We start from the raw sequence: 24130 nt of genomic DNA, 5'->3' as shown, positions 1-24130 counted from the left end.
ACGCTCTACCCCACTATAATTCTGCCTTCCGGGTAACGAATAAGCGGCTTTCGAGTGCCTCTCGAACTGATGGCAAGGACGATGGTCAGCGGCCCGACACGACCAAAGAACATCAACGAAATAATTAAGAACTTGCCCAGCGCCGAAAGCGACGGCGTAATGCCCAATGAAAGCCCAACAGTACCGAAGGCGCTGAAAACTTCAAAGATAATTTGTTCCAAAGAAAAGGCCGGTTCCACAATCGACATGAGGAAAATCATCGTCGTCACGACAAAAATAGAGATAAAGATAACGGCGAGGCCTTTGTTAATCACTTGTTTAGAAATTCTACGCTTCATAAAATGAATGTCTTCTTCACCTTTAATGACGGCGATGATCGTCAAAAACATCATCCCGAATGTCGTGGTCTTTATACCGCCGGCAGTAGAGCCCGGCGACCCGCCGATAAACATGAGAATAATGGTCAAAAACTTAGCCGGCATTGTCAGCGCCGCCGTGTCTACGGTGTTAAAGCCAGCGGTTCTCGGGGTCGCTGCTAAAAATAGGGAAGACGTCAACTTGTGATCGAGTGAAAACGCCCCTATGGTCAATTGATTGTTGTATTCCAGTATAAACATCAACAACCAGCCGCCGACGAGCAATACCCCTGTCATCATCAACACAAAACGCGTATGGAGGGAAAACTTGCGCGTGCGCTTGACATTTAAAAAGTCCAGCAAAACAGCAAACCCCATCCCTCCGATGACAAAGAGGGCTATGGCCACCAGTGTGACAAAATGGTCGTCTCCGAAGGCCGTTAAACTTGCCCCACCGCCCATGATATCGAAGCCGGCATTACAAAATGCCGATATAGAGTGAAAAATCGAATAGTAAATGCCTTTTAAAGGTCCGAACATCGGAATAAATCTAAACGATAATAAAACCGCGCCCATTGACTCAATGGCGACGGTAAATAAGAAGACGTATTTGGTCAATCGAATGATACCGGAAAGGGAAAATTGATTGAGTGCTTCCTGCATGAGTATCCTGTTTTTAAGCCCGATTTTTTTACCGAGCAATATGGCGACCGTCGTGGTCATGGTCATAAATCCCAAACCACCTATTTGTATCAACAGCATGATAATGGTCTTACCGAACATCGACCAATACGTGCCTGTGTCCACGACGACCAAGCCGGTCACACACACCGCTGACGTCGATGTAAATAGGGCGTTTAAGAAGCCTGTGGCTTCTCCAGATGCACTGCTTATCGGAAGCATTAAGAGCAGCGTTCCTATGGCAATAACACCTAAAAAACTAATAACCAACACTTGGGTGGGATTCAAATTAGTACCATTTAATAATCGCTTCCCCATTGTCCCCTCCTGTATCTTTTTTGATGAACACTATTTTATCAAATCCGTATTGAAAAAGCAAACATCTCGACAAAGTTCATGTATTCTGAAAGTTGATTTTTGTAAAACAGTTGTTAAGCTGAGGCACTTTGCCTGTGTACAAAGGTTAAAAAAAGAGCCAGTTCGCCGATGGCAATCAGACAAACTGGCTTTCTAACGACTATTTGTTTTGCATTTGAGCTTGAAGCGCCGTAAGCGCTACTGTTCCCACGATATCGTCGGCAAAGCAACCGCGCGATAAATCGTTTACAGGCATGGCAAGACCTTGGCAAACAGGCCCGTAAGCGTTGGCCTTTGCCAGTCTTTGCACCAATTTGTAACCGATATTTCCCGCATCTAAATCTGGGAAAATAATGACATTGGCTTTTCCCGCAACTGGAGAATCCGGTGCTTTTTTAGCGCCTACTGACGGAACAATCGCCGCGTCCAGCTGAAGTTCTGCTTCGAGTTCGAGTTCAGGTGCCAACTCTTTCGCAATGACACCGGCTTCTTTCACTTTGTCTACATCTGCGTGGTTTGCAGAACCTTTCGTAGAGAAAGACAACATCCCCACTTTTGCAGGTTTTTGAACAAGGGATTCAAAAGTCTTTGCCGAGCTGATGGCAATGTGTGCCAGTTCTTCAGAGGTTGGGTTGGGATTGAGCGCACAATCGCCAAAGATGAAAATACCGTCTTCACCGTACGTACAGTCAGGGACTTCCATTAAAAAGACCGCCGATACGAGCTTAGTACCCGGCGCCGTCTTTAAAATTTGAAGCGCAGGTCTAAGGACGTTGGCTGTGGAATGCGCCGCACCGGCCACCATGCCGCCAGCATACCCCATTTTCACAAGCATAACGCCAAAAAACAGTTCATTTTCAAGCAACAGCGCCTTGGCTTCCGCTTCTGTCATGCCCTTTTTCTTTCTAATTTCTGCAAGTTCAGCTGCAAACGACTCTATGGCCTCAAATTTATTGGGGTCGATAAACTGTGCTTTTTCAATAGACCACTCTCCCGAACGAGACATGATCTCTTCTTTGTCACCGACGAGAATAATATCGGCAATACCTTGTTCTAAAATTTTGTGTGTTGCCTCAATTGTTCTCGGGTCAGATGATTCCGGCAAAACAATTGTTTGAATATCTTTTTTTGCTACTTCGACAATTCTGTCTAAAAACGCCATCCTAATCTCTCCTTACGTCACTGTATTAAATCATTCATCTTATTATAAGATATTTGTGTACATAATACTAGATACACGAGGGCATTTTTGTTTATTATTTTGTAAAGTTTTTAATAAACCTGAATCCTGAATTATTCATGACGGTTCACGAAACACTCCCCAAAACCGCATAGTTACTGTGTTTTAGACTACTTTTGCTTTTCACTTATCAAGTGAAACCTAAATAAATAGAAGAAGAGCTCCAACTTTGTTAAAATGAAGTTACCACACTCACAAACTAACAAAGGAGAAACTCTTCATGTCTAGTGTAAGTTCACTTCAGCTCGAAAGCAATAGTAAAATCAAAATAAATTTCAATGGAGGCGATTTATCCTCCGATTCGGGGCTGCTTCTCATAAAAGAATTCGCCCATAAGTTTGGCTTCAATAAACACATCAGCCAGTTTGTAACGGACAAAAATGATAGCTTCCGTAAACACAAAGACCATCAAAATCTATCCCAGCTAATTTATCAAATCCTTGCTGGATACTTTAATGACAATGATGCAGACGAACTGACCAATGAACCTGTCTTTAAAAGTATTCTGGGTAAACAGGCTCTTGCCTCACAACCCACACTGTCGAGGTTCTGGAACCGTATGGATGGAGATACAGTCAAACAGTTTGAAGATATCATCCGTCATATGAGATCATCGGCCTACAGGACTAAAATGCCAGAACAAGTTCTGCTTGATCTTGATTCAACCCTACTTAACACGTACGGCAAGCAGGAAGGCGAAGGCTTTAATTACCACTATCAAGCTCATGGATATCACCCCTTACTCTGCTATGACGGACTCACTGGAGATCTTCTCAAAGCAGAGCTTCGAGATGGTACCGCCTATAGTTCTACAGGCGTCTGCGAATTCATGCAACCTTTATTAGATGAATACTTTACGAAGTACCCTGATGTCCATCTGTTCCTCCGTGGAGACAGTGGTTTTGCAACACCAGACTTGTACAAACAGTGTGAAAGCAATGGTGTATCCTATGCCATACGTTTGAAAGCAAACAAAATACTGTATGCTCACGCAAAACATTTGGATGATGAAATAACCGAAGCTACAAAGGATAACATGATTGATTATGTGGTCCGTTATGATGAGTTCTTGTACCAAGCCGGTAAATGGGACTATCCTAGACGGGTTATCGTCAAGGTCGAGAAACCGTACAATCAGCTAACCAATCAGTATGCCTTTATTGTGACCAACATGGATCTCAGTCCTGAAGAACTAATTAAGTTCTATCGACATCGAGGCACCATGGAAAACTTCATCAAAGAAGGTAAAAGTGGCTTCAACTTTGCATCAACGCCAAGTAAGGACAAAGTCGTTAATGCGAATCATCTACTGCTCCATGTCCTAGCATACAACCTATTTAATTACTTTAAACGATTGGTATTACCTAAAAGCATGAAGAAAATGTTGATAGATACCATTCGATTGAAGCTGCTCAAAATCGCATCAAAGGTTGTTAAAGCAGCAAGATATATTCATTTCAAACTGTGTAGCAGTTGTCCATACAAGAATGAGTTCTATGAAATTCTTGAGAACATCCGTCGACTTCCACAGTTGGAATAAACGTAACTGATGAACTTTGAAATCTGAAAATCGAGAAAAGTATTGTCCACAGGATAAGTCTGCCCATTTTTAGGTGATAAACAGGAAGACGTCTTCTATGATAAGCATTATGAAGCGCAAAAACTTAAATCCGCTCGATTTTTGGTGATATCATGGGTTCATGAATAATTCAGGCTGAATTATTCATGACGGTTCACGAAATACTCCCCAAAACCGCATAGTTACTGTATTTTAGATTACTTTTGCTTTTCACTTATCAAGTGAAACCTAAATAAATAGAAGAAGAGCTCCAACTTTGTTAAAATGTAGTTACCACACAAACACCAAAACAAAGGAGAAACTCTTCATGTCTAGTGTAAGTTCACTTCAGCTCGAAAGCAATAGTAAAATCAAAATAAATTTCAATGGAGGCGATTTATCCTCCGATTCGGGGCTGCTTCTCATAAAAGAATTCGCCCATAAGTTTGGCTTCAATAAACACATCAGCCAGTTTGTAACGGACAAAAATGATAGCTTCCGTAAACACAAAGACCATCAAAATCTATCCCAGCTAATTTATCAAATCCTTGCTGGATACTTTAATGACAATGATGCAGACGAACTGACCAATGAACCTGTCTTTAAAAGTATTCTGGGTAAACAGGCTCTTGCCTCACAACCCACACTGTCGAGGTTCTGGAACCGTATGGATGGGGATACAGTCAAACAGTTTGAAGATATCATCCGTCATATGAGGTCATCGGCCTACAGGACTAAAATGCCAGAACAAGTTCTGCTTGATCTTGATTCAACCCTACTTAACACGTACGGCAAGCAGGAAGGCGAAGGCTTTAATTACCACTATCAAGCTCATGGATATCACCCCTTACTCTGCTATGACGGACTCACTGGAGATCTTCTCAAAGCAGAGCTTAGAGATGGTACCGCCTATAGTTCTACAGGCGTCTGCGAGTTCATGCAGCCCTTACTTGATGAATACTTTACAAAGTATCCTGATGTCCATCTGTTCCTCCGTGGAGACAGTGGTTTTGCAACACCAGACTTGTACAAACAGTGTGAAAGCAATGGTGTATCCTATGCCATACGCTTGAAAGCAAACAAAATACTGTATGCTCACGCAAAACATTTGGATGATGAAATAACCGAAGCTACAAAGGATAACATGATTGATTATGTGGTCCGTTATGATGAGTTCTTGTACCAAGCCGGTAAATGGGACTATCCTAGACGGGTTATCGTCAAGGTCGAGAAACCGTACAATCAGCTAACCAATCAGTATGCCTTTATTGTGACCAACATGGATCTCAGTCCTGAAGAACTCATTAAGTTCTATCGAAATCGAGGCACCATGGAAAACTTTATCAAAGAAGGTAAAAGTGGCTTCAACTTTGCATCAACACCAAGTAAGGACAAAGTCGTTAATGCAAATCATCTACTGCTCCATGTCCTAGCATACAACCTATTTAATTACTTTAAACGATTGGTATTACCTGAAAACATGAAGAAAATGTTGATAGATACTATTCGATTGAAGCTGCTCAAAATCGCATCAAAGGTTGTTAAAGCAGCAAGATATATTCATTTCAAACTGTGTAGCAGTTGTCCATACAAGAATGAGTTCTATGAAATTCTTGAGAACATCCGTCGACTTCCACAGTTGGAATAAACGTAACTGATGAACTTTGAAATCTGAAAATCGAGAAAAGTATTGTCCACAGGATAAGTCTGCCCATTTTTAGGTGATAAACAGGAAGACGTCTTCTATGATAAGCATTATGAAGCGCAAAAACTTAAATCCGCTCGATTTTTGGTGATATCATGGGTTCATGAATAATTCAGGATAAATTCTTTATTTTTAGAAAACACCTTTTGAGCACAAAAAAACCGCCCGGCGGCGGTGTGAGGTATCAACACAAGATGTCTTTGAGCTCAACGCTTGTTGACAAAATCAAAACCCCCGCTGTACAGCGAGGGCTAGAATACGTTTACGCGTGTTGCTTTGCAAGTGCCACTAAGTTCGCAAAATCTGCTGGGTTGTGGATTGCCATTTCAGAAAGCATTTTTCTGTTGATGTCGATGTTTGCTTTCTTAAGACCGTTCATGAATTTAGAATAGCTTAAACCGTTTGCTCTTGAAGCAGCATTGATTCTAGCGATCCATAACTTTCTGAAGTCTCTTTTTCTTAATTTTCTACCGACGTAAGCCGATCTCATCGATCTCATTACGGCAGGCTTTGCTGCTCTATAAACTAAGCTTTTTTGTCCCCAAAAGCCTTTAGCCATTTTCAACACTTTTTTATGTTTTTTCTTAGCGTTTACTGCGCCTTTAACTCTAGCCATTTTTTAAAACCTCCTTCAAAATTTTTAGCCTATAAATAAGGCAATAATGTTCTAACGCGCTTCATGTCAGATGCGCTTACGAGTGTCGCTTGTCTTAACCCTCTTTTTCTCTTAGAAGATTTCTTCGTTAAAATATGGCTTGTAAAAGCTTTGCTTCTCTTTAATTTGCCACCACCAGTTTTTTTAACTCTTTTAGCAGCGCCTCTATGTGTTTTCATTTTAGGCATACTTGTTCCTCCTTCCAGTGTTTCTGTCGTTATTTTTTAGGTGCAAATACTGCAACTAAACTTCTGCCTTCTAACTTAGCAGGTGATTCAATTTCACCGGCTTCTTCAATTTCAGCCGCAAACTTCTTGATGACTTCATAACCCAATTGGGTATAACCCATCTCACGACCTTTGAATCTTAATGAAACTTTCACTTTATCACCATTAAGTAAGAATTTAGACGCATTTTTAGCCTTTGTTTGCAAATCGTTCTTCTCGATATTCAGACCCAGTCTCACTTCTTTTAAAGCGGCGCTCTTTTGCTTTTTACGCGCTTCTTTATCACGCTTTTGCTGTTCATAACGGTATTTACCGTAATCCATAATCTTGCATACCGGCGGCTTTGCATTTGGCGCGATCTTTACTAAATCTAGCTTCTTTTCAAGTGCTAAATGATAAGCTTCCTTAGACGTCATGATGCCAAGTTGTTCACCGTCGTCTCCAATAACTCTTACTTGCTGGTCGCGAATGCTTTCATTAATATCAGCTGCTTTGATAAGATACACCCCCTGTAATCTACAGTCATCCCATTCGGATGACATAAAAATAAACGGCGGATAAAACCATCCGCCGTTAAACACCTACATTTCATAGTGTTTGTTAACGCAAACCATATGAACCTCAGTTATATGGTGAGAAGCGGACTTCTGCTTTATCGTTACAATACTCAACCATTCTATCACTTGAGTCTATGGTTGTCAAGCCTTTTATGCCATCTCTTTTTCAATTTATGATTCACATGTGATAATGTCTTAAGTAATCAAACGTGATTTTGTCCCAAAAGATATAATGCTATAATAATACCTCAATGAATGAAAGCATCGAGGTAAATTAAATGACAAAGGTAGAATTACGTATGAATGAAAATCTAAAATATGAAATCATTAAAAAGCTCGTCGATACGAATGGCAATAAAAAAACAGCTTCACTTAAGCTAGGCTGTAGTATTAGAACGGTTAATCGATTAATCCAGGGCTATCGGTCAGAAGGGAAAGACTTCTTTGTCCATGGAAACCGTGGAAAGAAACCCGTTCACGCCCTGTCTAGCGAAACTAAAACGTTGATTTTAGGACTTTACAGGACCAAGTATCCCGATGCGAATTTCGCTCATTTTACTGAAATCCTAGCAGAGCAAGAACACCTTTTTCTTTCTCCAACTACTGTAAAAAATATCCTTATGGAACAAGATGTTTTATCTCCCAAGGCTCACAGGTCAACAAAGAAAGCCCTTCGTAAAAAATTAGAAGCCCAAAAGAAAAAGGCTACTTCTAAAAGGGACATGGCAATTATTCAGCACAAGATCGTTGAACTCGATGAAAGCCACCCTAGAAGACCTAGATCCGCCTACTTTGGAGAAATGCTTCAAATGGACGCTTCAGTCCACATCTGGTTTGGCGGCGTCAAAACCCACTTACACGCTGCTATAGACGATGCCACAGGGCGAATCGTGGGGGCTTACTTCGACCACCAAGAAACACTTAAAGGCTATTACAATGTCTTTCATCAAATTTTAACAACCTATGGTATTCCACACATGTTTTACACGGACAGAAGAACTGTTTTTGAATACAAACAAAAAAAGGCCCCCTCACTTGAAAAGGACACCTTCACTCAGTTTTCTTACGCTTGCCATCAACTAGGGGTAGATATAAAAGTAACAAGCGTTCCACAGGCCAAAGGACGCGTAGAACGCTTATTCCAAACACTACAATCACGACTGCCGATCGACTTAAGAAACGCAGGCGTATCAAGCGTAGAGCATGCCAACGAATTTCTGAACTCCTACATAAAGAAATTCAATGACAAGTTTGCTCTGCCTTTTGATAATAACAAATCTGTGTTTGAAACGCAACCGTCTGATGAAAAAATCAATCTAACGCTTGCGGTAATTGCTGAGCGCAAAATTGATACAGGCCATTGCATTAAATTTGAAAATCAATATTTTAAACTCATGGACGACAGAGGCCTCCCTATTTATTACCACAAAGGCACTCCGGCTGTCATTATTAAGGCTTTTAACGGCTGTTTGATGGCCTCTGTAAACGAGAACGTTTATGAACTCGAACTTATCCCTTCTCATCTAAGGAAATCTAAGAACTTTGATTTTCAGGACGAATTCGAGGCTCTGCCTAAAAAACGCAATATCCCTTCCATGATACATCCATGGCGGAAGAGCGCCATCAAGAAATTTATCAAAACACACTATGCTCAACACAATTATACTTTTGAGGACATCATTAACACTCGAGACTCTTGCATAATTAACTCGATAATTTGAGAAAAAGGCTTAATCCTAAGTAACAGCCCCTGCCATGCTTTCAAATTTCAATCTTTTGTTGTTCATTATGCTACTAAGAGTTCCTCATTTCTGTTTACTTTAACTTTTGAAGCGATGGTTCCTGCAACCAACGCAATGCAATTTAACAACGCATGAACAGTTGCTTTCTTGATACCTTTAGACCGGATTGAATTCAAATTTAAAATCGTCTTTAGTCGACCGTTGCAACGTTCAACAGAAGTTCGCTTGTTGTATAGAGTCTTCCATTGATCAGATGATCTTAACGGATATCCGATTTGTCTTGGATTTTCTTTACGATTTATCTTGAGCGTATAACCATAATTGCTTGATGAACACCATGCACTCCCATGTGGACAGTTACATTTCCCCAGTACTTGTGGACATCTAAATTTCATGTAATCGCCGTCAATCCCCCAATAAACGAGTTTGTAACCACCAGAACAGACTGGATGAAACTCATCATCTAACCCTTCTGGGGCGGCGTGACTGCCTCTTGGGTTGTAGGCTATGATTGGAGTAGCTTCAAAGTGATTTATTACTGCATCATAGACAGAATTATAATCATATCCAGAGTCCATCGCATAGAACAATGGTCTAAACAGATCTCTATACTGCTTTAGAAACTCTTCAATCAGTGGAACTGCAATTGTTCCATCATGAACATTCGCTGGTGTTACCATAACTGAAAGTGGTAATTCACTGTATGAATCGCTCAGGATATGAAGTTTCCATCCAAACCAACGAATGTTATTACCGTGAGTATCGCGCTTCATTCCCCAGTTTGGGTTGGTGCCGTCATCTACAATATCTTTCTTTGGTTTTGAGGCTTCGAAAGCATCTACCTTAGTAGAGTCTATTGAAATATGACTACCATCAACAATTCCTAATTCTTTAGCATGAACAACTAAATCACCGAATAGTTTCAGCAACGCATCTGATTCTGACAGCTTATCTGCGAATCTGCTGAAAGTGGCTTCTGATGGTACTTTGGATAACACCTCAAAACCACAGTTATAACGTAACACTGGGTTCTCTTTCAACTGTCTCACCAACTCGCTGGTGGTCGAAATTCTCAGAATTTGCTTAGCAATTAATGCGTAAATCATCGGTGCGACTCTGTAACCTTTTGGACCTCTCAAATGACTCTGTTTAGATAATGCCGCAACCAAAGGTGAGATGTTGATCTGAGCAAGAATTAATTCCAATTTCGTTTCTTGCTGAAAGTTCATAATTTCTTCAAAGGAAAATAGACATGTTTGTCGAATATACATAAGTGGAAACTTCCTCCTTCGTTTGGATTGTGTTTGCTGCCACTTATATAATTCGACGTTTGGGGTGAAGTTTCCTTTTTGTTTCTTTAAAAACTTGTTAAATCAACGGTTATAAATTATGCAATTTTCTCACTCAAGAAAACTTTTTCTCCGCTAATTAACAAAGCACCAGCTTTTTACTGGTGCTCATGTTTCATTTATTTTGGGACATTTTCAAAAGTGATTGACAGCCTTTTATGCCATCTCTTTTTCAATTTCCTCAATCATCTCTGTAAGTGCCTCTGCGTCATAGGTATAAGCGCTCTTACAAAAGTGGCACACCGTTTCAGCCTGTCCGTCTTCGTCTCTAATTGTGGTCAGCGTCGAACGCCCTACGGCTTTTAGAGACGTGCGCATTTTGTCCCAGCTGCAATCACATGTATAGGCGATTTCATAGTCTTCCAGTTCCTCTAATCCCAGTCCCGCTAAAACCTGATGGGCGATTTGCTTTGTCGTAAGGCCGTCTTCAAACAGAGCTGTCACTGATTTCATACCGGACAAGTTGCCTTCCAATACCCCGATGGTCTCCTCTGAAGCGCCGGGAAGAAGCTGCACAATAAAGCCCCCTGCCGCCATGACTTTGGTGGTGCTCCCCAGCAACACCCCCAAACCCACTGCTGTCGCCTGTTGCTCAGACTGCATAAAGTAGTGGGCCAAATCTTCTGCAATCTCACCGGACACCAACTTTGACTGACCGATAAACGGCTCTTTCATGCCGATGTCGCGTATGACAATCATCCGGCCATCTGCACCTACAGCGCCACCCACATCAAATTTTCCCGCGGCATTAAGGTGTGTCGGCGCATGTGGGGAAGACGTGTAGGCTTTCACGTGTCCATGTGTATCGGCCACCGCAATAAGCAAATCGATATCATTTGTGCCCTTGATTTGCAATGTCAGTTTTTCTTTGTCTATTTTACTCATCATCCCCATAATTACCGCGCCTGTAAGCGTGCGCCCAAGAGCGGCTGTCGACATCGGCGACAAATCGTGTGTCGCTCGTGCCGCCTCTACCATTTCCGTTGTCTCAGCCACGTAAATACGCACCTCTTTGTTATGGGAAATCGCCGTCATTAAATTGCCCTTCATGTTGTTTCTCCTATCTATCTTTTCTTTTTCTAACGACAAAACACATGCGTTGCGCTGTTTCACCAAGCGCTTCAAAGGTGTCGCCGTCCACTATCTCCAACACCTCAAATGCCTGAGGCAATGCGGCCTTTACCGCTTCTATCGTATACGCTCTCTGAAGGTGATGTTCTTCAAAACGCTCGTATAGCGTACCGTTTTTTATAAAAAGCGTCAACCAAAACGCCAATTCGCCACGCGCCTTGTCGTATTGGTTTTCCCAAATGTAAGCGCTGTCTTCAAAAGTTTCTGCAAAAGTGGCATCACCGATGACGTTTTCGAGCTTGTACGCCGTACTCAGATCAAACACAAATAGGCCCCCTGGCGACAAATGCTCCGCGACATTCTGAAAAACAGTCCCTAGGTCGCCGTCTTCTGTAATGTAATTGAGCCCGTCGCACAGACACACAACTGCATCAAACCGTTTGTTGAAGCGGAGTTCTCGCATATCCTGCCGCGTAAACCGCACCCGTTGATTCAACCGCTTCGCCTTTTCAAAAGCAACTGCGAGCATGTCGTCGGATACGTCACAGCCTTCAGTGACATACCCCTTCTCCGACAAACCGATGGCAACTGTCCCCGTGCCACAGGCAAGTTCTAAAACTGCACGTCCCGTCGGGACATAGCGCTTAACTCTATCGTCGACGGCTTCAATCCAAAGCGCGTAATCGACGTCGTATTGCATTTTGTCGTAGACACGCGCAAAACCTGTATATGAATTCTCCATAGTTATCCTCTTATATAAGCTTGGTAAATAATCATGCCGTATAAAATCAAAATCGGCGCCAAAGTTGCCCAAGTGCTAAGCGGCGCCTTAAAAGGTTGCCCCTGCCAAAGTGTGTAATGCGTTTTGACGCCGACCGCTTTTAACTTGTCTACTGTTGTAAACATCGTTTTTTGATCGTCGTCAACTGTGGCGTACAGCTCTACTTTACCGGTCTCTTTATCAAAAGCGGTTACGCGGTATCGAGCCCCTTTCACCACAATGCCGTCGCCTTCCTTAAAGCGCGGAAAATCGCTGCGTATACTGGCAAGCAAATGCTTCACCGCAATTGCAGACACCACCGCCAGTATGGCAAAGAAGATAACGATAGGCGCGAGAACCTCCGGTTGCGCTACCAAGTCGCTTTCAAGACCGATGGGCGGACTGTAACGACTGGCCATCGTTCCCAAGAACCCAACCGTTACCGCAACGCCATTGTTGGCCATATGGCCCACCACGCCTGCCCAAATCGACCCCGTCACCTGTACCAAATAGGCGAAGACCAGTCCCAATAAAATGGGACCGATTAAGTTCTGAGGGTTGAAATGGAATAAGCCAAAAAACAGCGCGCTCCAAATGGCCGCAGATTTCCGGTTCAGTGCGGACTCATAGCCGCCGAGCACCAGACCTCTAAAAAAGGTCTCTTCACAGATGCCCGCCGTCACAGAGATGACAAACATATAGAGCACGTATCGCCCACCGCTGTCTGCAACGGGAATAGGTACATCAAGCGCATTTGAAAAATGGTCGATTAAACTGATGACGATGAGGTTGGCTACGGCGACAATGGGGATAAAAGCAATGGCCAAGCAGACGATTTTCCCAACAGTCTTAGCAGGCAACTTTTTGAGTCGCAACGCCTCAGTCAAATTCTTGCGCTTAACAAGTGCCAAAAGCAACACCGGTAAGAAAATCACCCCATACTGTGTGATGAGCAACCCGGGAATTAGCCAGCGCGTCTGTAAGTAGGCACCTGCTGTCAATAATACAAAAGCGATGACCACGTAGAGCACATTGGCTTCACGGCTGGTAAAAGTCGATGTCTTCATTAGGCCTCCTCGTTTACGACGACACTACCGTCGGCTGTCAATGTACCGATGTAAGTTTTCAAACCATCGAGCATGATCGCATTGTCAAAGTCAAAGCGATTGCTGTGCAATGGGTACACATAGTCTTTCATCGGATTTTTCGTGCCGATAAAGTAGAAGAACCCCGGCACTTTCTTTTGGTAGTAGGAAAAGTCTTCACTGATCATTTGCGGCGGCATGATTTCACAGTTTTCATAGTTGCGTTTATAAAACAAATCGTAGAGCGCCGCATCGTTTACAACCGGCGGGTACAGCACGCGCTTTTCCACCTGGATGTCGATTTCATATGCCGCTGCAACCCCCTTGAGGTACGTTTCTATTCTAGAGAGAATGCGCTCAAAAGTCGGCTCGTCAAATGCGCGTATGGTCGCCTCAAGGCGTGCAGAGCTCGCAATGATGTTGCGCCGCTCCCCTGAAACGAACTTCCCAACAGTCAAAACAGCCGGTTCTATAGGGTTTACATTGCGCGATACAATGCTCTGAAGGCCCATGACGCATTCGCTCCCGATTAAGAGCGCGTCTTTTCCGAGATGGGGCATGGCGCCGTGTGCACTGGTGCCGAGGATGTCGATGTCCACCTCGCCGACCATGGCCATTGCAGGCCCTTTGCAAATACCGATTTTGCCCTGCGCCACACTGGGCATGACGTGTACACCATAGATTAAATCAATGCTGTACCGTTCAAATACGCCCGCCTCTATTAACTGCAGCGCGCCCCCCGGCCCTTCTTCAGCCGGTTGAAAAATCAAAACGATGTCGTCGACAATAGCCGCTGTGTTATTTTTCAAAAAATAGGCCAGTCCGAGCAACATGCTCATATGCCCATCGTGTCCGCAGGCGTGCATATGTCCATCGTGTTTTGAAACATGCGGATGAGCGCTGTTTTCCGATATCGGTAGGCCGTCGATATCGGCTCTAAACGCTACAGTTCGACGAGGGGATTGTCCCTTAAAATGAACGATGACACCGGTATCGTTGACGACCTCAAAGGGGACTTGCATTTCAGCCAGTTTTTTTTGTATTAAAGCGCTGGTTTTAAACTCTTCATTGCCGAGTTCCGGTATTTGGTGCAGCGCATTTCGGCAGTGGGTCATATAAGACAGCAGAGTGTCCATACGCATCTCCTTTCAAAACCTATTGACGTTTTTCGTTGACAGTGTTACGCTTATTCACAATTATTTTAATCTATTGGTCGACGGGATTCAAGTTGAGAATCTCCACACAACTTACAAGGAGGGATTGTATTGAAATCGTATCATATTGCCGTAGTCGGCGCCACAGGATTGGTAGGACGCACCATGCTCAAAGTACTCGAAGAGCGCAATTTCCCCATTTCAGAACTTTCGCTGTTTGCCTCAAAGCGTTCTGCAGGCGAAACCATTGTCTTTCGAGGCAAGCCTTACACGGTGCAGGCGCTGACGGAAAACAGCTTAAAAAAACCGATCGATATCGCCCTTTTTTCAGCCGGTGGCGCCACAAGTGGCAAGTTTGCCCCCATTGCCGCTGAAAACGGCGTCGTCGTCATAGACAACGCCAGTACGTTTCGTATGGTTGCGGAAGTCCCCCTCGTCGTGCCGGAAGTCAACCCCGATGCCCTGAGGGCGCATAAGGGCATTATCGCCAACCCCAATTGCTCCACGATTCAAGCCGTCGTCGCTTTAAAACCACTGCACGACGCATACGGCATAAAACGCGTCGTCTACAGTACATACCAAGCTGTTTCCGGGTCCGGTATAAAAGGTATTGAGGCACTTGAAGCCGGCAGAACAACGGGTCGAGATGCCTTTTACCCCCACCCGATTCACAACAACTGCCTGCCGCACATCGATGTCTTTACCGAAAATGGCTACACCAAAGAAGAGATGAAAATGATCCTCGAGACTCAAAAAATTCTCGAATCACCGGCGCTAAAAGTTACCGCCACTGCCGTTCGAGTGCCGATTGCAGCCGGGCACAGCGAAAGCATCAACGTCGAGCTGAACACCCCGTTTACACTTCAAGACGTCAAAAGCCTATTGAACCGGGCACCTGGCATCGTCCTACAAGATGCCCCGGAAGCCGCACACTACCCCCTCGTCTCCGAAGCCCATGGCACCGACGCCGTTTACGTCGGCAGACTCAGGCGCGATGAAAGCGTCGAAAACGGCCTCAACCTATGGGTCGTCGCCGATAACGTCAGAAAAGGTGCGGCGACCAATGCGGTTCAAATCGCCGAGACGCTTATTTTAAATGGTTGGCTTTAAAGGTACTAAAAACGCGTTGCATCACGAGCAACGCGTTTTTTTATCGCCTATTTGTCTACAAAGGCGAAAACGTGGTCGACATTTCGATAATAATCGCCGTAATTGAGTCCATAGCCGACAATGAACATATCTGGAATTTCAAATCCGACGTAATCCGGTTCATAGGCTACTTTTCTTCTCGATGGTTTATCGAGCAGGACGCATGACTTAATGCTCTTTGGTCCGCGTTTTGATAAGAGGTCGACCACCCCCGTCATAGTGAGCGCCGAATCCGTAATATCGTCCACAATCAAAACATCGTAATCTTCTAGGGGAACGGCGATGTCTTGAACCACTTTAACTTTTCCGGTGGTTTCTTCGCCGGCGCCATAGCTGGATGTCGTCATAAACTCAATTCGTACAGGCAGATCAATTTTTCGCACCAAGTCCGCTGTGAATATAAAACTGCCCTTTAAAAGTGAAACAACCAATAAGTTTTTATCTTTATAAGCTTCTGTAAGCGTCTTGCCAAGTGCTTCAATCCGTTCATCAATCGCCTCTTTGCTCAACAGTACTTCCCTTTTTTTGTTTTCAATCCCCATCATCTGACCTCCAATTTTTATACCCTATTTTATAATATTCGCATGAACTTTTCAAGAATAGGCGCTATTTTTTAAATTGAGCGATTTGTCACATTTGAACCAATCGTCCGTCTATTACAATAAATTAATAGCCGTTGCGAAATTTTTTGATTGATAAGACAGGTGTAAAGGTAGTAAAATGAAACTACATTATGTTTAGGGGGAGAATTTAAATGGAGCACAGCACAAAAATGAAAAAGGCCGTGACCCTTGAAACCTTTGTGTTTCTAGTTGTATCAGCGGTTCTCATGGGCTATCTTGGACGCACGATGGGGGTCGACAAGATGTTCAACACAATTATGAACACAGCGCACTATCTTTTGATTGATGTTGTGTTTTTTATTATGGCCATTGCTGTTTTAGCCGGCGCTTTTGCAGCGCTTTTGTCCGAGTTCGGCGTTGTTGCCCTCATCAACAAAATTATATCGCCGATTATGAAGCCCCTGTACGGCTTACCCGGTGCCGCCTCTATTGGTATGGTCACCACTTATCTCTCGGACAACCCCGCCATTATTTCACTGGCACATGACAAAGGCTTTAAAAAGTATTTTCAGCCTTATCAATTGCCGACACTTTGCAACCTCGGAACGGCATTTGGCATGGGCCTCATCCTGAACACTTTTATGCTCGGTTTAGGAGATGGCGTCGAATTTCTCGCGCCTGTTGTGCTCGGCACGGTCTCCGCTATTGTCGGCAGCGTCTTCAGTGTTCGTATAATGACCCACTTTACGAAAAAGTATTACGACGTCGATAAAGATGTCACTGAAGAGATCACCCCTGCCAACGACAACTTAAACAAACTCAGAGAAGTCCGCGTCGGCAACAACTTTGAGCGGGTACTCGACGCTGTTCTCGAAGGCGGTAAATCCGGAGTTGAACTCGGCCTCGCCATCATCCCTGGAGTCGTCATTATCTGTACAGTTGTTATGATTTTAACATTCGGTCCTGCTGAAACGGTCAACGGCATCGCCGTTTACACCGGCGCCAAAAAAGAAGGCGTCGGCCTGCTGCCTGAAATCGGCAAACACCTCAATGGCATTTTAAAGCCGCTCTTCGGTTTCACAAGTGCTGAAGCCATTGCATTCCCTATTACAGCACTCGGCTCTGCCGGTGCGGCACTGGGTCTCGTAAAAGACTTTTTGCACAAGGGCCTCATCGGTCCAAACGACATCGCCGTTTTTACTGCAATGGGCATGTGTTGGAGCGGTTATCTCAGCACACACGTCGGTATGATGGACGCCTTAGGCGTGAGAAAACTCGCCTCTAAAGCAATCCTTTCCCACACCATCGGCGGTTTGATTGCCGGCATTTCAGCCAACTATCTGTACAAGCTTTTTCTGATGTTTTAACCTATAAAAAAAGGCCTTAACGGCCTCGTAAGCGTATGCCTGTAGCGGCGTACGCTTTTACTTTTTATGTTCCAGCAAATGCTTGATTTCTTTCAACAACACGATGATCTTGTTTAAACTGTACTGAATTGAAACCAACACGATAAAAAAGAAAAAAATGCCGATCCACTCTACATTCAATGTCAAAACACAACCTCCTTACCTTCTGATGTTCTCTCTATCATACCTTTTTTGAATGGGCTTTTCAAAGATTTTTCCCGGCTTGCATTTCAAAACCCTCGGAATTGTGCTATACTTATTTTTGAATCTATCTTAACAGCTGAAGGGGGACAGCGTCATTGAAAAGCAATCCTGATCAACAACTTAAAGCAAAGATAAAAATACTTTATATCATCAATCAATTTTCAGTACCGCTGACCAACCAACAACTGACGGATTTTATACTGGAACACGATATTATGAACTACTTCGACCTTCAGCAGTACCTTACCGATCTCGTGGAATCCTCCATGTTGGAGTACAGCCATAGCGAAGGCGATCAGTACTACATTATTACAGTAAGCGGTAAAAACACGTTGGAACTCTTCTCGGATCGCGTTTCGAGAAACTTGAGAAGAACCATTAACGACAGCATCGACGCAAAGAAGAAATCTTTCGTCATCAAAACCAACATTGAGGCCGATTACACGAAAGAAGATGAGAACGATTACATGGTCCATCTTAGTGTAAAAGAGGGCATCTATACGTTGATGGACATCAAAGTCAATGTCGTCTCCAACAAACACGCCAAACAAATTTGCGAGAACTGGAATAAGCGCGCACAACATCTTTACGGTGATATACTCAATAAATTAGTCGATGATACAGAGTCTTAATCTGTATCTTTTTTTTGGAGGTTTTAGTGAAACGTTATTGTTTATTGACAGCTATAAGTCTCTTTCTACTCTTTTCGCATGCGACTTTTGCCGAAAACACTTACAACGCATCGCAATACACGCCGCTTACGGCGGATGTTAAAAACACCTATGGTCTCGTCACCACAACGGACGAAAGTCACGGCCTGCACATTGAGCGCACTTTCGGTAAGACCGCACCGGAGGCCTTTTATGAACTCCCGGGCTTTGAGCCCCTTCCCTTTCTGCTCCCATCTGTTTACACGGCAAACGGCACAGACCAATCGCCGACGCTCTTCTACGGCAACGGTCACCTCTACTTGCCAAAAGCGCTACTCCCCCCTGAAAGATCGGATTTTCCGGCGCGTTTTAGTACGTTTGATGCCGCCGATATCGACCGTTTTGTCAGAGGACAAGGCGCTGCCAGTACCTGTTGGGCTTACTCTGCCAATACGATGATGGAGCTGTACTTTTACAACACGGCTAAAACTTTTGTGGACCTTTCAGAAGACCACATGCTAGAGCACGCCCCCGTACCCACCACCGCTTACTCAGGTGGGCACTTCAACACTGCCATTGCCTATTGGCTCAACGGCTCAGGACCAGTTGAGGCGTCTACTTACAACACGGCTCCCATTGCAGCAGTGGACAGCTATAAGCGCTTGACCACTCACGACGCCATACGCGCCCATATTGAGCAGTACGGTGCCGCCGTCACCTCAATCTATTTCGATCCCACAACAGAAGCGTATTACGACGCCGACAGTCAAAGCTACTACAACCCCAGCACCAACAACCCCGTAACCCACAACTTGCTGCTGGTGGGATGGGACGATTATTTTCCGAAAGAGCGTTTCCAAAAGAAACCAAAGAACAACGGCGCTTATTTGGCGCTGAACAGCTTCGGCTCGGGCTGGGGAGACAAGGGCCTCTTTTACATCTCTTATGAAGACGTCCACGTGCGCAACGAGGTGTACGGCATCGACAGCGCTCTGTTGAACCCGCCGCGAGAAAAACGTTATTACTACAACGACAAAGGCGTCACACACTACGACGGGCTCACAGGAGCCGATACCGGTGTAATCACAATGGTTCTCGACCCAAAGACCTCCGCTGAAACGCTGACGGCATTGGGGCTCTACGCTGCAGAAAAGGGCACCACAGTGAGCTTGTATCTAGGAAACACCTTGCCTACGGCTACTTTTTTTCAAACGGCAACGCCGCTTGAAACCGTCGAGCTGCATGCCGGATACCAGAAAGTAGCGTTGAAACAGCCCGTTCAATTGACGGCATCTCCTGTGTACATCAGCGCCGTCTACCGAAGTCAAACCCCTTTTCAGCTCCCGATTCAAGCACCTTATCCCGGAATTGACTACACCCTTACCGCTGACGCTCAAAAAACGTATATCGGCGGTTGGACGCCGCGTTTTGAGCTGTATGACGCCGCGGTATTCAGAAAGGATGCCAGCGTAGCGCTACGCGCCTATACGCAGTGAGTTCAGAACAGCTCAATAAACTCTTAATCACCACGAAAAAGCCGGTACACCTTTATTTAAGGCGTACCGGCTTTCACTATGCGCCGTTTCGGCACTATTTAATCATTTTTTTCAGCCCGCTTTCTCACACTGCGCTTGATATCCCCGAGCATGTAAAGAGATCCAAAGCCCAGTACGACGCGCTTATCCGGTTTCTCCAGAGCCCATTCAAAGGCTTTCGAAACCACGGTCTCCACGTCGTCAGAAGCGTACAGCACCTCGAAGTCGCTCAACTTATCTGCCAGCTCATGCGCCGACAATGCACGGTAAATATCCGGTCGGGTCGTCATGACTTTCTGGATGTACGGGGCGACACAGGTCATCATCGCCTCTACTTCCTTGTCCGCCAGCACACCGATAACCCCGAGAATTTCATACTGTCCTCCCCAAGCCTTTATCGTCTGTACCAACCCTTCGATGCCGTGTTGATTGTGCGCGCCGTCGACAATCATCTTCGGCGTCGCACTGATGCACTCCATGCGCCCCGGCCACAGCGTCTCTGCAAGACCGCTGATTACCGCCGACTGCGGGAGGTTAAACCCGTGTTCACGGCGCAAAACGTCTATAACAGTCAACGCCAGTACCGCGTTTTCCACTTGATACGGTGCAGAGAACTTTAAGGTGTACACCTGACGGTCGTACTCAAACTGCGTCCCTTCAAAACCGGACGACAGCCACTTGGCCATATCAGGTTTTGCCACATAGAGGGTATTGCCATGGGCATCTGCAGTGCGCTGAATCACGTCGAAAACTTCGGGAACTTGTCGCTGCGTCACCGTAATCCCGCCGTCTTTTATAATCCCCGCCTTTTCCCCTGCAATGGCTTCAAGCGTCGTGCCGAGGTACTGCATATGGTCCAAAGCAATTGGAGTAATCACTGAGACCAACGGTGTTTCAATGGCGTTTGTAGCGTCCAGTCGACCGCCGAGGCCGACTTCGAGCACCACCACATCACACGCCTGACGCTTAAAATACAACATGGCAATGGCGGTGACCACTTCAAACTCCGTAGGATGCGGCAACCCATTTGCAACCATCTCGTCGATAACCCCCTTCACCTCTCCGGTGAGGGCGCCGAGCACCTCCGGTTCAATGTAAATGCCATTGACCCGCATGCGCTCTTCAAAACACTCAATATAGGGCGACGTGTAAAGGCCTACTTTGTAGCCCGACTGCTTTAAAACCTCATGCAACATGGCGCTGGTGCTGCCCTTGCCGTTGGTTCCCGCCACATGCACAAACTTGAGTGCCTTTTCAGGATGCCCCAAGGCCTTTAAAAGCGCCTTGATGTTCTCAAGCCCCAATTTGCTTCCGAATTTGTTGGTGCTGTGAATAAATGTCAATGCTTCCCCATAGGTCATACCGTCACCTCTTAAAGTTTTTTTGATAGGGCTTCAATGCGTTTTTCTATTGTGGAGAGCAGTTCTTCATACTTTTCTCTCTTCGCCTGCTCTTCTTCAATAACTTTTTCAGGCGCTTTGCTGATAAAGCCTTGATTGTTCAACTTTTTCACAACGCGCTCCACTTCTTTTTCCAGCTTGGCGCGTTCTTTGCCCAGACGTTCGAGCTCTTTCTCAAAATCGATGAGTTCCGCCAGCGGCAAGAACAACTCCGCCCCTTGAACCACAGCGGCGACAGCGTCTTCTAAATCACTTTCAGCGGCCTTGTCTTGAACCCAAACCACTTCTGAGCAAGACGCCAATGCAATGAGATACTCCGACTGCGTGCTAAGCAGTTCGCCTACGGCGTCATCTGAAGCAACGACGAGACATTTTGCCTTTTTAGACGGCGCAACATCCATTTCTGCGCGGACATTTCTCAAGTTTTTAATCGCTTCCATAATCAACGCCATATCGCTTTCTGCCTGTGCGTTGGTGTACGCCGGTTCAGCCTTTGGCCAGTGGTTGGTGACGAGCATCCCGTTGTCTCCGGGGATAAACTGCCAGATTTCTTCCGTAATAAACGGCATAAAAGGATGCAACAGTCTCAGAATGTCTTTGAGAACCGTTAACAGCACTTTCTTAACCGTCTTTTTCGCCGCTTCGTCGTCGCCGTACAAGCGCTTTTTCGCAAGTTCAATGTACCAGTCGCAATACATGTTCCAAGTAAAGTCGTAAATCTTAGACGCCGCCATTCCCAGTTCGTATTTGTCGAGACAGTCGGTGATTTCCCCAATCATTTGGTTGCGCTTAGATAGAATCCACTGGTCGGCCAACGTCAGTTCATCAGAGGCATCCAGTGCGCCCAGCGCTTCGTCTTCAAGTCCCATCAGAACAAATCGAGACGCGTTCCAAAGCTTGTTGGCAAAATTACGCGACGATTCCAAACGCTCCATTTGGAACTTGATGTCGTTGCCCGGGCTGTTGCCTGTGGACAACATGAAACGCAACGCATCTGCACCGAACTGATCGATGATTTCAAGTGGGTCGATGCCGTTGCCCAGCGACTTACTCATTTTACGCCCCTGGTCGTCTCGAACGAGGCCGTGTAGGAACACGTCGTTAAACGGAAGTGCTTCGGTCATTTCCAGTGCTGAGAACACCATGCGAATGACCCAGAAGAAAATAATGTCATGGCCTGTTACCAAAACGTTTGTCGGATAGAAGTAATCCAGTTCAGGCGTCTTTTCAGGCCACCCCAATGTGGAAAATGGCCACAGCGCGCTGCTGAACCAAGTATCTAAAACGTCTTCATCTTGCTTAAAGTGCGTTCCGCCACAGGCTGCACACACATCCGGCATTTCTTTTGCGACAACCATCTCCGAACAAGAGGTACAATAATAAGCGGGAATGCGATGTCCCCACCAAAGTTGTCTGGAAATACACCAATCTCTGATGTTTTCTAACCAGTTGTTGTACACTTTGGTAAAGCGCTCAGGGATAATGCGTAAATCACCGCCATTTGCCGCTTTAAGTGCCGGCTCTGCAAGCGCCTCCATCGATACGAACCACTGCTCGGACAATCTCGGCTCAACCACTGTATGACAGCGGTAGCAAGTCCCTACGTTGTGTGCGTGGTCTTTTACTTTTACGAGGTAGCCCTCCGCTTCCAAATCTTTAACGATTGCCTTTCGACAAGTGAAGCGGTCCATGCCTTCGTATTTACCTCCGAGTGCGTTGATTGTGGCATCTGGATTCATTGCGTTGAGTTGTTCTAAATTATGGCGCAAACCGATTTCAAAGTCGTTTGGATCATGTGCCGGCGTTACTTTCAATGCGCCAGTTCCAAAGTCTCTATCGACGTAATCGTCCCCGACAATAGGAATCTCTCTATTGAAAAGCGGCAGAATACACATCTTGCCGATTAAGTGTTTGTAGCGCGGGTCTTCAGGATGAACGGCAACCGCTGTATCGGCGATCATCGTCTCCGGACGGGTTGTCGCTATTTCGAGCACTTCGTCGCTGTCTTTTACAGGGTAGTGAACGTGCCAGAAGTGTCCCGGCTTCTCCTCGTGCTCAACTTCGGCGTCGCTCAAAGTGGTCTTACAGTCCGGACACCAGTTGATTAAACGGTTGCCTCTGTAGATGAGCCCCTTCTCGTACAGCCTTACAAAGAACTCTGTGACGGCGTCGTTACAACCGGCGTCCATTGTAAAGCGCTCTCTTTCCCAATCGCACGAGTTCCCCAACTTGTGCATTTGGTTCACAATGCGTCTGCCGTACTCGTCGCGCCATTCCCATGCGCGCTCTAAAAACCGTTCTCTCCCCAGTTCGTCTTTTGTAATGCCCTCATTCTCCTCAATGGATTTCAGGACGCGCACCTCTGTGGCAATGCTGGCGTGATCCGTTCCCGGCAACCAAAGCACTTCGTAGCCCATAAGGCGCTTGTACCGAATTAAAATATCCTGAAGGGTGTGATCCAAGGCATGCCCCATATGCAACTGCCCTGTGATATTGGGCGGCGGCAAGACAATGGTAAACGGCGTCTTGTCCGGATTAACTGACGCTTTAAAACTCTTTTTTTCAAGCCATTGGCTGTAAATTCGATCTTCAAAATCCTTTGGATTGTACTTACTCTGCATAAAAGCCTCCTTACAATTTTCGATGCCCCCTCGGAACGCGCATACTGCCTAAAATTACTTAAACTACCGTGTGCCGCAGCACCTTCGGCACATCGCTCGTCGTCA

General features: G+C 45.3%; 21 protein-coding genes. 7 read left to right on the top strand and 14 right to left on the bottom strand.

The genetic code is table 11. The features are described from left to right. Window positions 1-5: 5 nt before the first annotated feature. Window positions 6-1355, bottom strand: a complete 1350-nt coding sequence (locus tag ACR6HW_RS15800) for a TrkH family potassium uptake protein (protein WP_455728670.1) — start codon at window positions 1353-1355, stop codon at window positions 6-8. Between the two features lie 199 nt (window positions 1356-1554). After that, window positions 1555-2556, bottom strand: a complete 1002-nt coding sequence (gene pta, locus ACR6HW_RS15795; RefSeq protein WP_455728669.1) for a phosphate acetyltransferase — start codon at window positions 2554-2556, stop codon at window positions 1555-1557. Between the two features lie 298 nt (window positions 2557-2854). Here pta and ACR6HW_RS15790 point away from each other — a divergent pair, with 298 nt between their 5' ends. Both ACR6HW_RS15790 and ACR6HW_RS15785 read left to right on the top strand, forming a co-directional pair. Next, window positions 2855-4174, top strand: coding sequence for an IS1380 family transposase (locus ACR6HW_RS15790; RefSeq protein ID WP_455727928.1), 1320 nt, complete (start codon window positions 2855-2857; stop codon window positions 4172-4174). Between the two features lie 346 nt (window positions 4175-4520). Beyond that, window positions 4521-5840 (top strand): IS1380 family transposase, encoded by a 1320-nt coding sequence (locus ACR6HW_RS15785; protein WP_455728668.1) that lies wholly within the window; start codon window positions 4521-4523, stop codon window positions 5838-5840. A 319-nt stretch (window positions 5841-6159) separates the two neighbouring features. On the opposite strand, the gene rplT is transcribed toward ACR6HW_RS15785, so the two are convergent. From rplT to infC, 3 genes are read right to left on the bottom strand one after another with little or no spacing between them, the layout of a single operon-like run. Continuing rightward, window positions 6160-6513, bottom strand: coding sequence for a 50S ribosomal protein L20 (rplT, locus tag ACR6HW_RS15780; protein WP_455728667.1), 354 nt, complete (start codon window positions 6511-6513; stop codon window positions 6160-6162). Window positions 6514-6542: 29 nt separating this feature from the next. Next, window positions 6543-6740 (bottom strand): 50S ribosomal protein L35, encoded by a 198-nt coding sequence (gene rpmI / locus ACR6HW_RS15775; RefSeq protein WP_455728666.1) that lies wholly within the window; start codon window positions 6738-6740, stop codon window positions 6543-6545. A gap of 29 nt (window positions 6741-6769) precedes the next feature. After that, complete coding sequence (infC, locus tag ACR6HW_RS15770; RefSeq protein ID WP_459251975.1) at window positions 6770-7321, bottom strand: translation initiation factor IF-3; 552 nt, start codon at window positions 7319-7321, stop codon at window positions 6770-6772. Between the two features lie 314 nt (window positions 7322-7635). Between infC and ACR6HW_RS15765 the strand changes: the two genes are divergently transcribed. Continuing rightward, window positions 7636-9057 (top strand): ISNCY family transposase, encoded by a 1422-nt coding sequence (locus ACR6HW_RS15765; protein WP_455730899.1) that lies wholly within the window; start codon window positions 7636-7638, stop codon window positions 9055-9057. A 65-nt stretch (window positions 9058-9122) separates the two neighbouring features. On the opposite strand, the gene ACR6HW_RS15760 is transcribed toward ACR6HW_RS15765, so the two are convergent. From ACR6HW_RS15760 to ACR6HW_RS15740, 5 genes are all read right to left on the bottom strand, one after another. Further along, window positions 9123-10349, bottom strand: coding sequence for a transposase (locus tag ACR6HW_RS15760; protein ID WP_455727774.1), 1227 nt, complete (start codon window positions 10347-10349; stop codon window positions 9123-9125). A 234-nt stretch (window positions 10350-10583) separates the two neighbouring features. After that, complete coding sequence (gene hslO / locus ACR6HW_RS15755; RefSeq protein ID WP_455728664.1) at window positions 10584-11477, bottom strand: Hsp33 family molecular chaperone HslO; 894 nt, start codon at window positions 11475-11477, stop codon at window positions 10584-10586. Between the two features lie 10 nt (window positions 11478-11487). Continuing rightward, a complete protein-coding gene (locus tag ACR6HW_RS15750; protein WP_455728663.1) occupies window positions 11488-12240 on the bottom strand; it encodes a class I SAM-dependent DNA methyltransferase in 753 nt (250 codons plus the stop codon). 2 nt (window positions 12241-12242) lie between these two features. Beyond that, a complete protein-coding gene (locus tag ACR6HW_RS15745) occupies window positions 12243-13325 on the bottom strand; it encodes a CPBP family glutamic-type intramembrane protease (RefSeq protein WP_455728662.1) in 1083 nt (360 codons plus the stop codon). After that, window positions 13325-14479 carry a M20 metallopeptidase family protein gene (locus ACR6HW_RS15740; RefSeq protein WP_455728661.1) on the bottom strand — a complete coding sequence of 385 codons (1155 nt, stop codon included), beginning with the start codon at window positions 14477-14479 and terminating at the stop codon, window positions 13325-13327. Before ACR6HW_RS15740 ends, ACR6HW_RS15745 begins: the two co-directional genes overlap by 1 nt. 129 nt (window positions 14480-14608) lie before the next feature. On the opposite strand from ACR6HW_RS15740, the gene ACR6HW_RS15735 reads away from it, so the two are divergent. Beyond that, window positions 14609-15607 carry an aspartate-semialdehyde dehydrogenase gene (locus ACR6HW_RS15735; protein WP_455728660.1) on the top strand — a complete coding sequence of 333 codons (999 nt, stop codon included), beginning with the start codon at window positions 14609-14611 and terminating at the stop codon, window positions 15605-15607. 47 nt (window positions 15608-15654) lie between these two features. Here the strand turns inward: ACR6HW_RS15735 and hpt are convergent, their stop codons facing one another. After that, window positions 15655-16182, bottom strand: a complete 528-nt coding sequence (gene hpt, locus ACR6HW_RS15730) for a hypoxanthine phosphoribosyltransferase (RefSeq protein ID WP_455730898.1) — start codon at window positions 16180-16182, stop codon at window positions 15655-15657. 218 nt (window positions 16183-16400) lie between these two features. On the opposite strand from hpt, the gene ACR6HW_RS15725 reads away from it, so the two are divergent. Next, window positions 16401-17576, top strand: coding sequence for a CD0519/CD1768 family membrane protein (locus tag ACR6HW_RS15725; protein ID WP_455728659.1), 1176 nt, complete (start codon window positions 16401-16403; stop codon window positions 17574-17576). Window positions 17577-17633: 57 nt separating this feature from the next. Here the strand turns inward: ACR6HW_RS15725 and ACR6HW_RS15720 are convergent, their stop codons facing one another. Next, entirely contained in the window at window positions 17634-17762 is a 129-nt protein-coding gene (locus ACR6HW_RS15720; protein ID WP_455728658.1) for a hypothetical protein, read from the bottom strand. Between the two features lie 152 nt (window positions 17763-17914). Between ACR6HW_RS15720 and ACR6HW_RS15715 the strand changes: the two genes are divergently transcribed. Then, window positions 17915-18451, top strand: a complete 537-nt coding sequence (locus ACR6HW_RS15715; RefSeq protein ID WP_455728657.1) for a DUF4364 family protein — start codon at window positions 17915-17917, stop codon at window positions 18449-18451. A 26-nt stretch (window positions 18452-18477) separates the two neighbouring features. Then, complete coding sequence (locus ACR6HW_RS15710) at window positions 18478-19965, top strand: C1 family peptidase (RefSeq protein WP_455728656.1); 1488 nt, start codon at window positions 18478-18480, stop codon at window positions 19963-19965. 98 nt (window positions 19966-20063) lie between these two features. Here ACR6HW_RS15710 and ACR6HW_RS15705 read toward each other — a convergent pair whose 3' ends face one another. Next, entirely contained in the window at window positions 20064-21365 is a 1302-nt protein-coding gene (locus ACR6HW_RS15705; RefSeq protein ID WP_455728655.1) for a bifunctional folylpolyglutamate synthase/dihydrofolate synthase, read from the bottom strand. Window positions 21366-21376: 11 nt separating this feature from the next. Beyond that, complete coding sequence (locus ACR6HW_RS15700; protein ID WP_455728654.1) at window positions 21377-24025, bottom strand: valine--tRNA ligase; 2649 nt, start codon at window positions 24023-24025, stop codon at window positions 21377-21379. Between the last annotated feature and the right edge of the window lie 105 nt (window positions 24026-24130).

This window comes from Fusibacter sp. JL298sf-3 (assembly GCF_053842995.1).
Note: the sequence above shows the minus strand (reverse complement) of the source record. Positions and strands in the feature narration are given on the sequence as shown.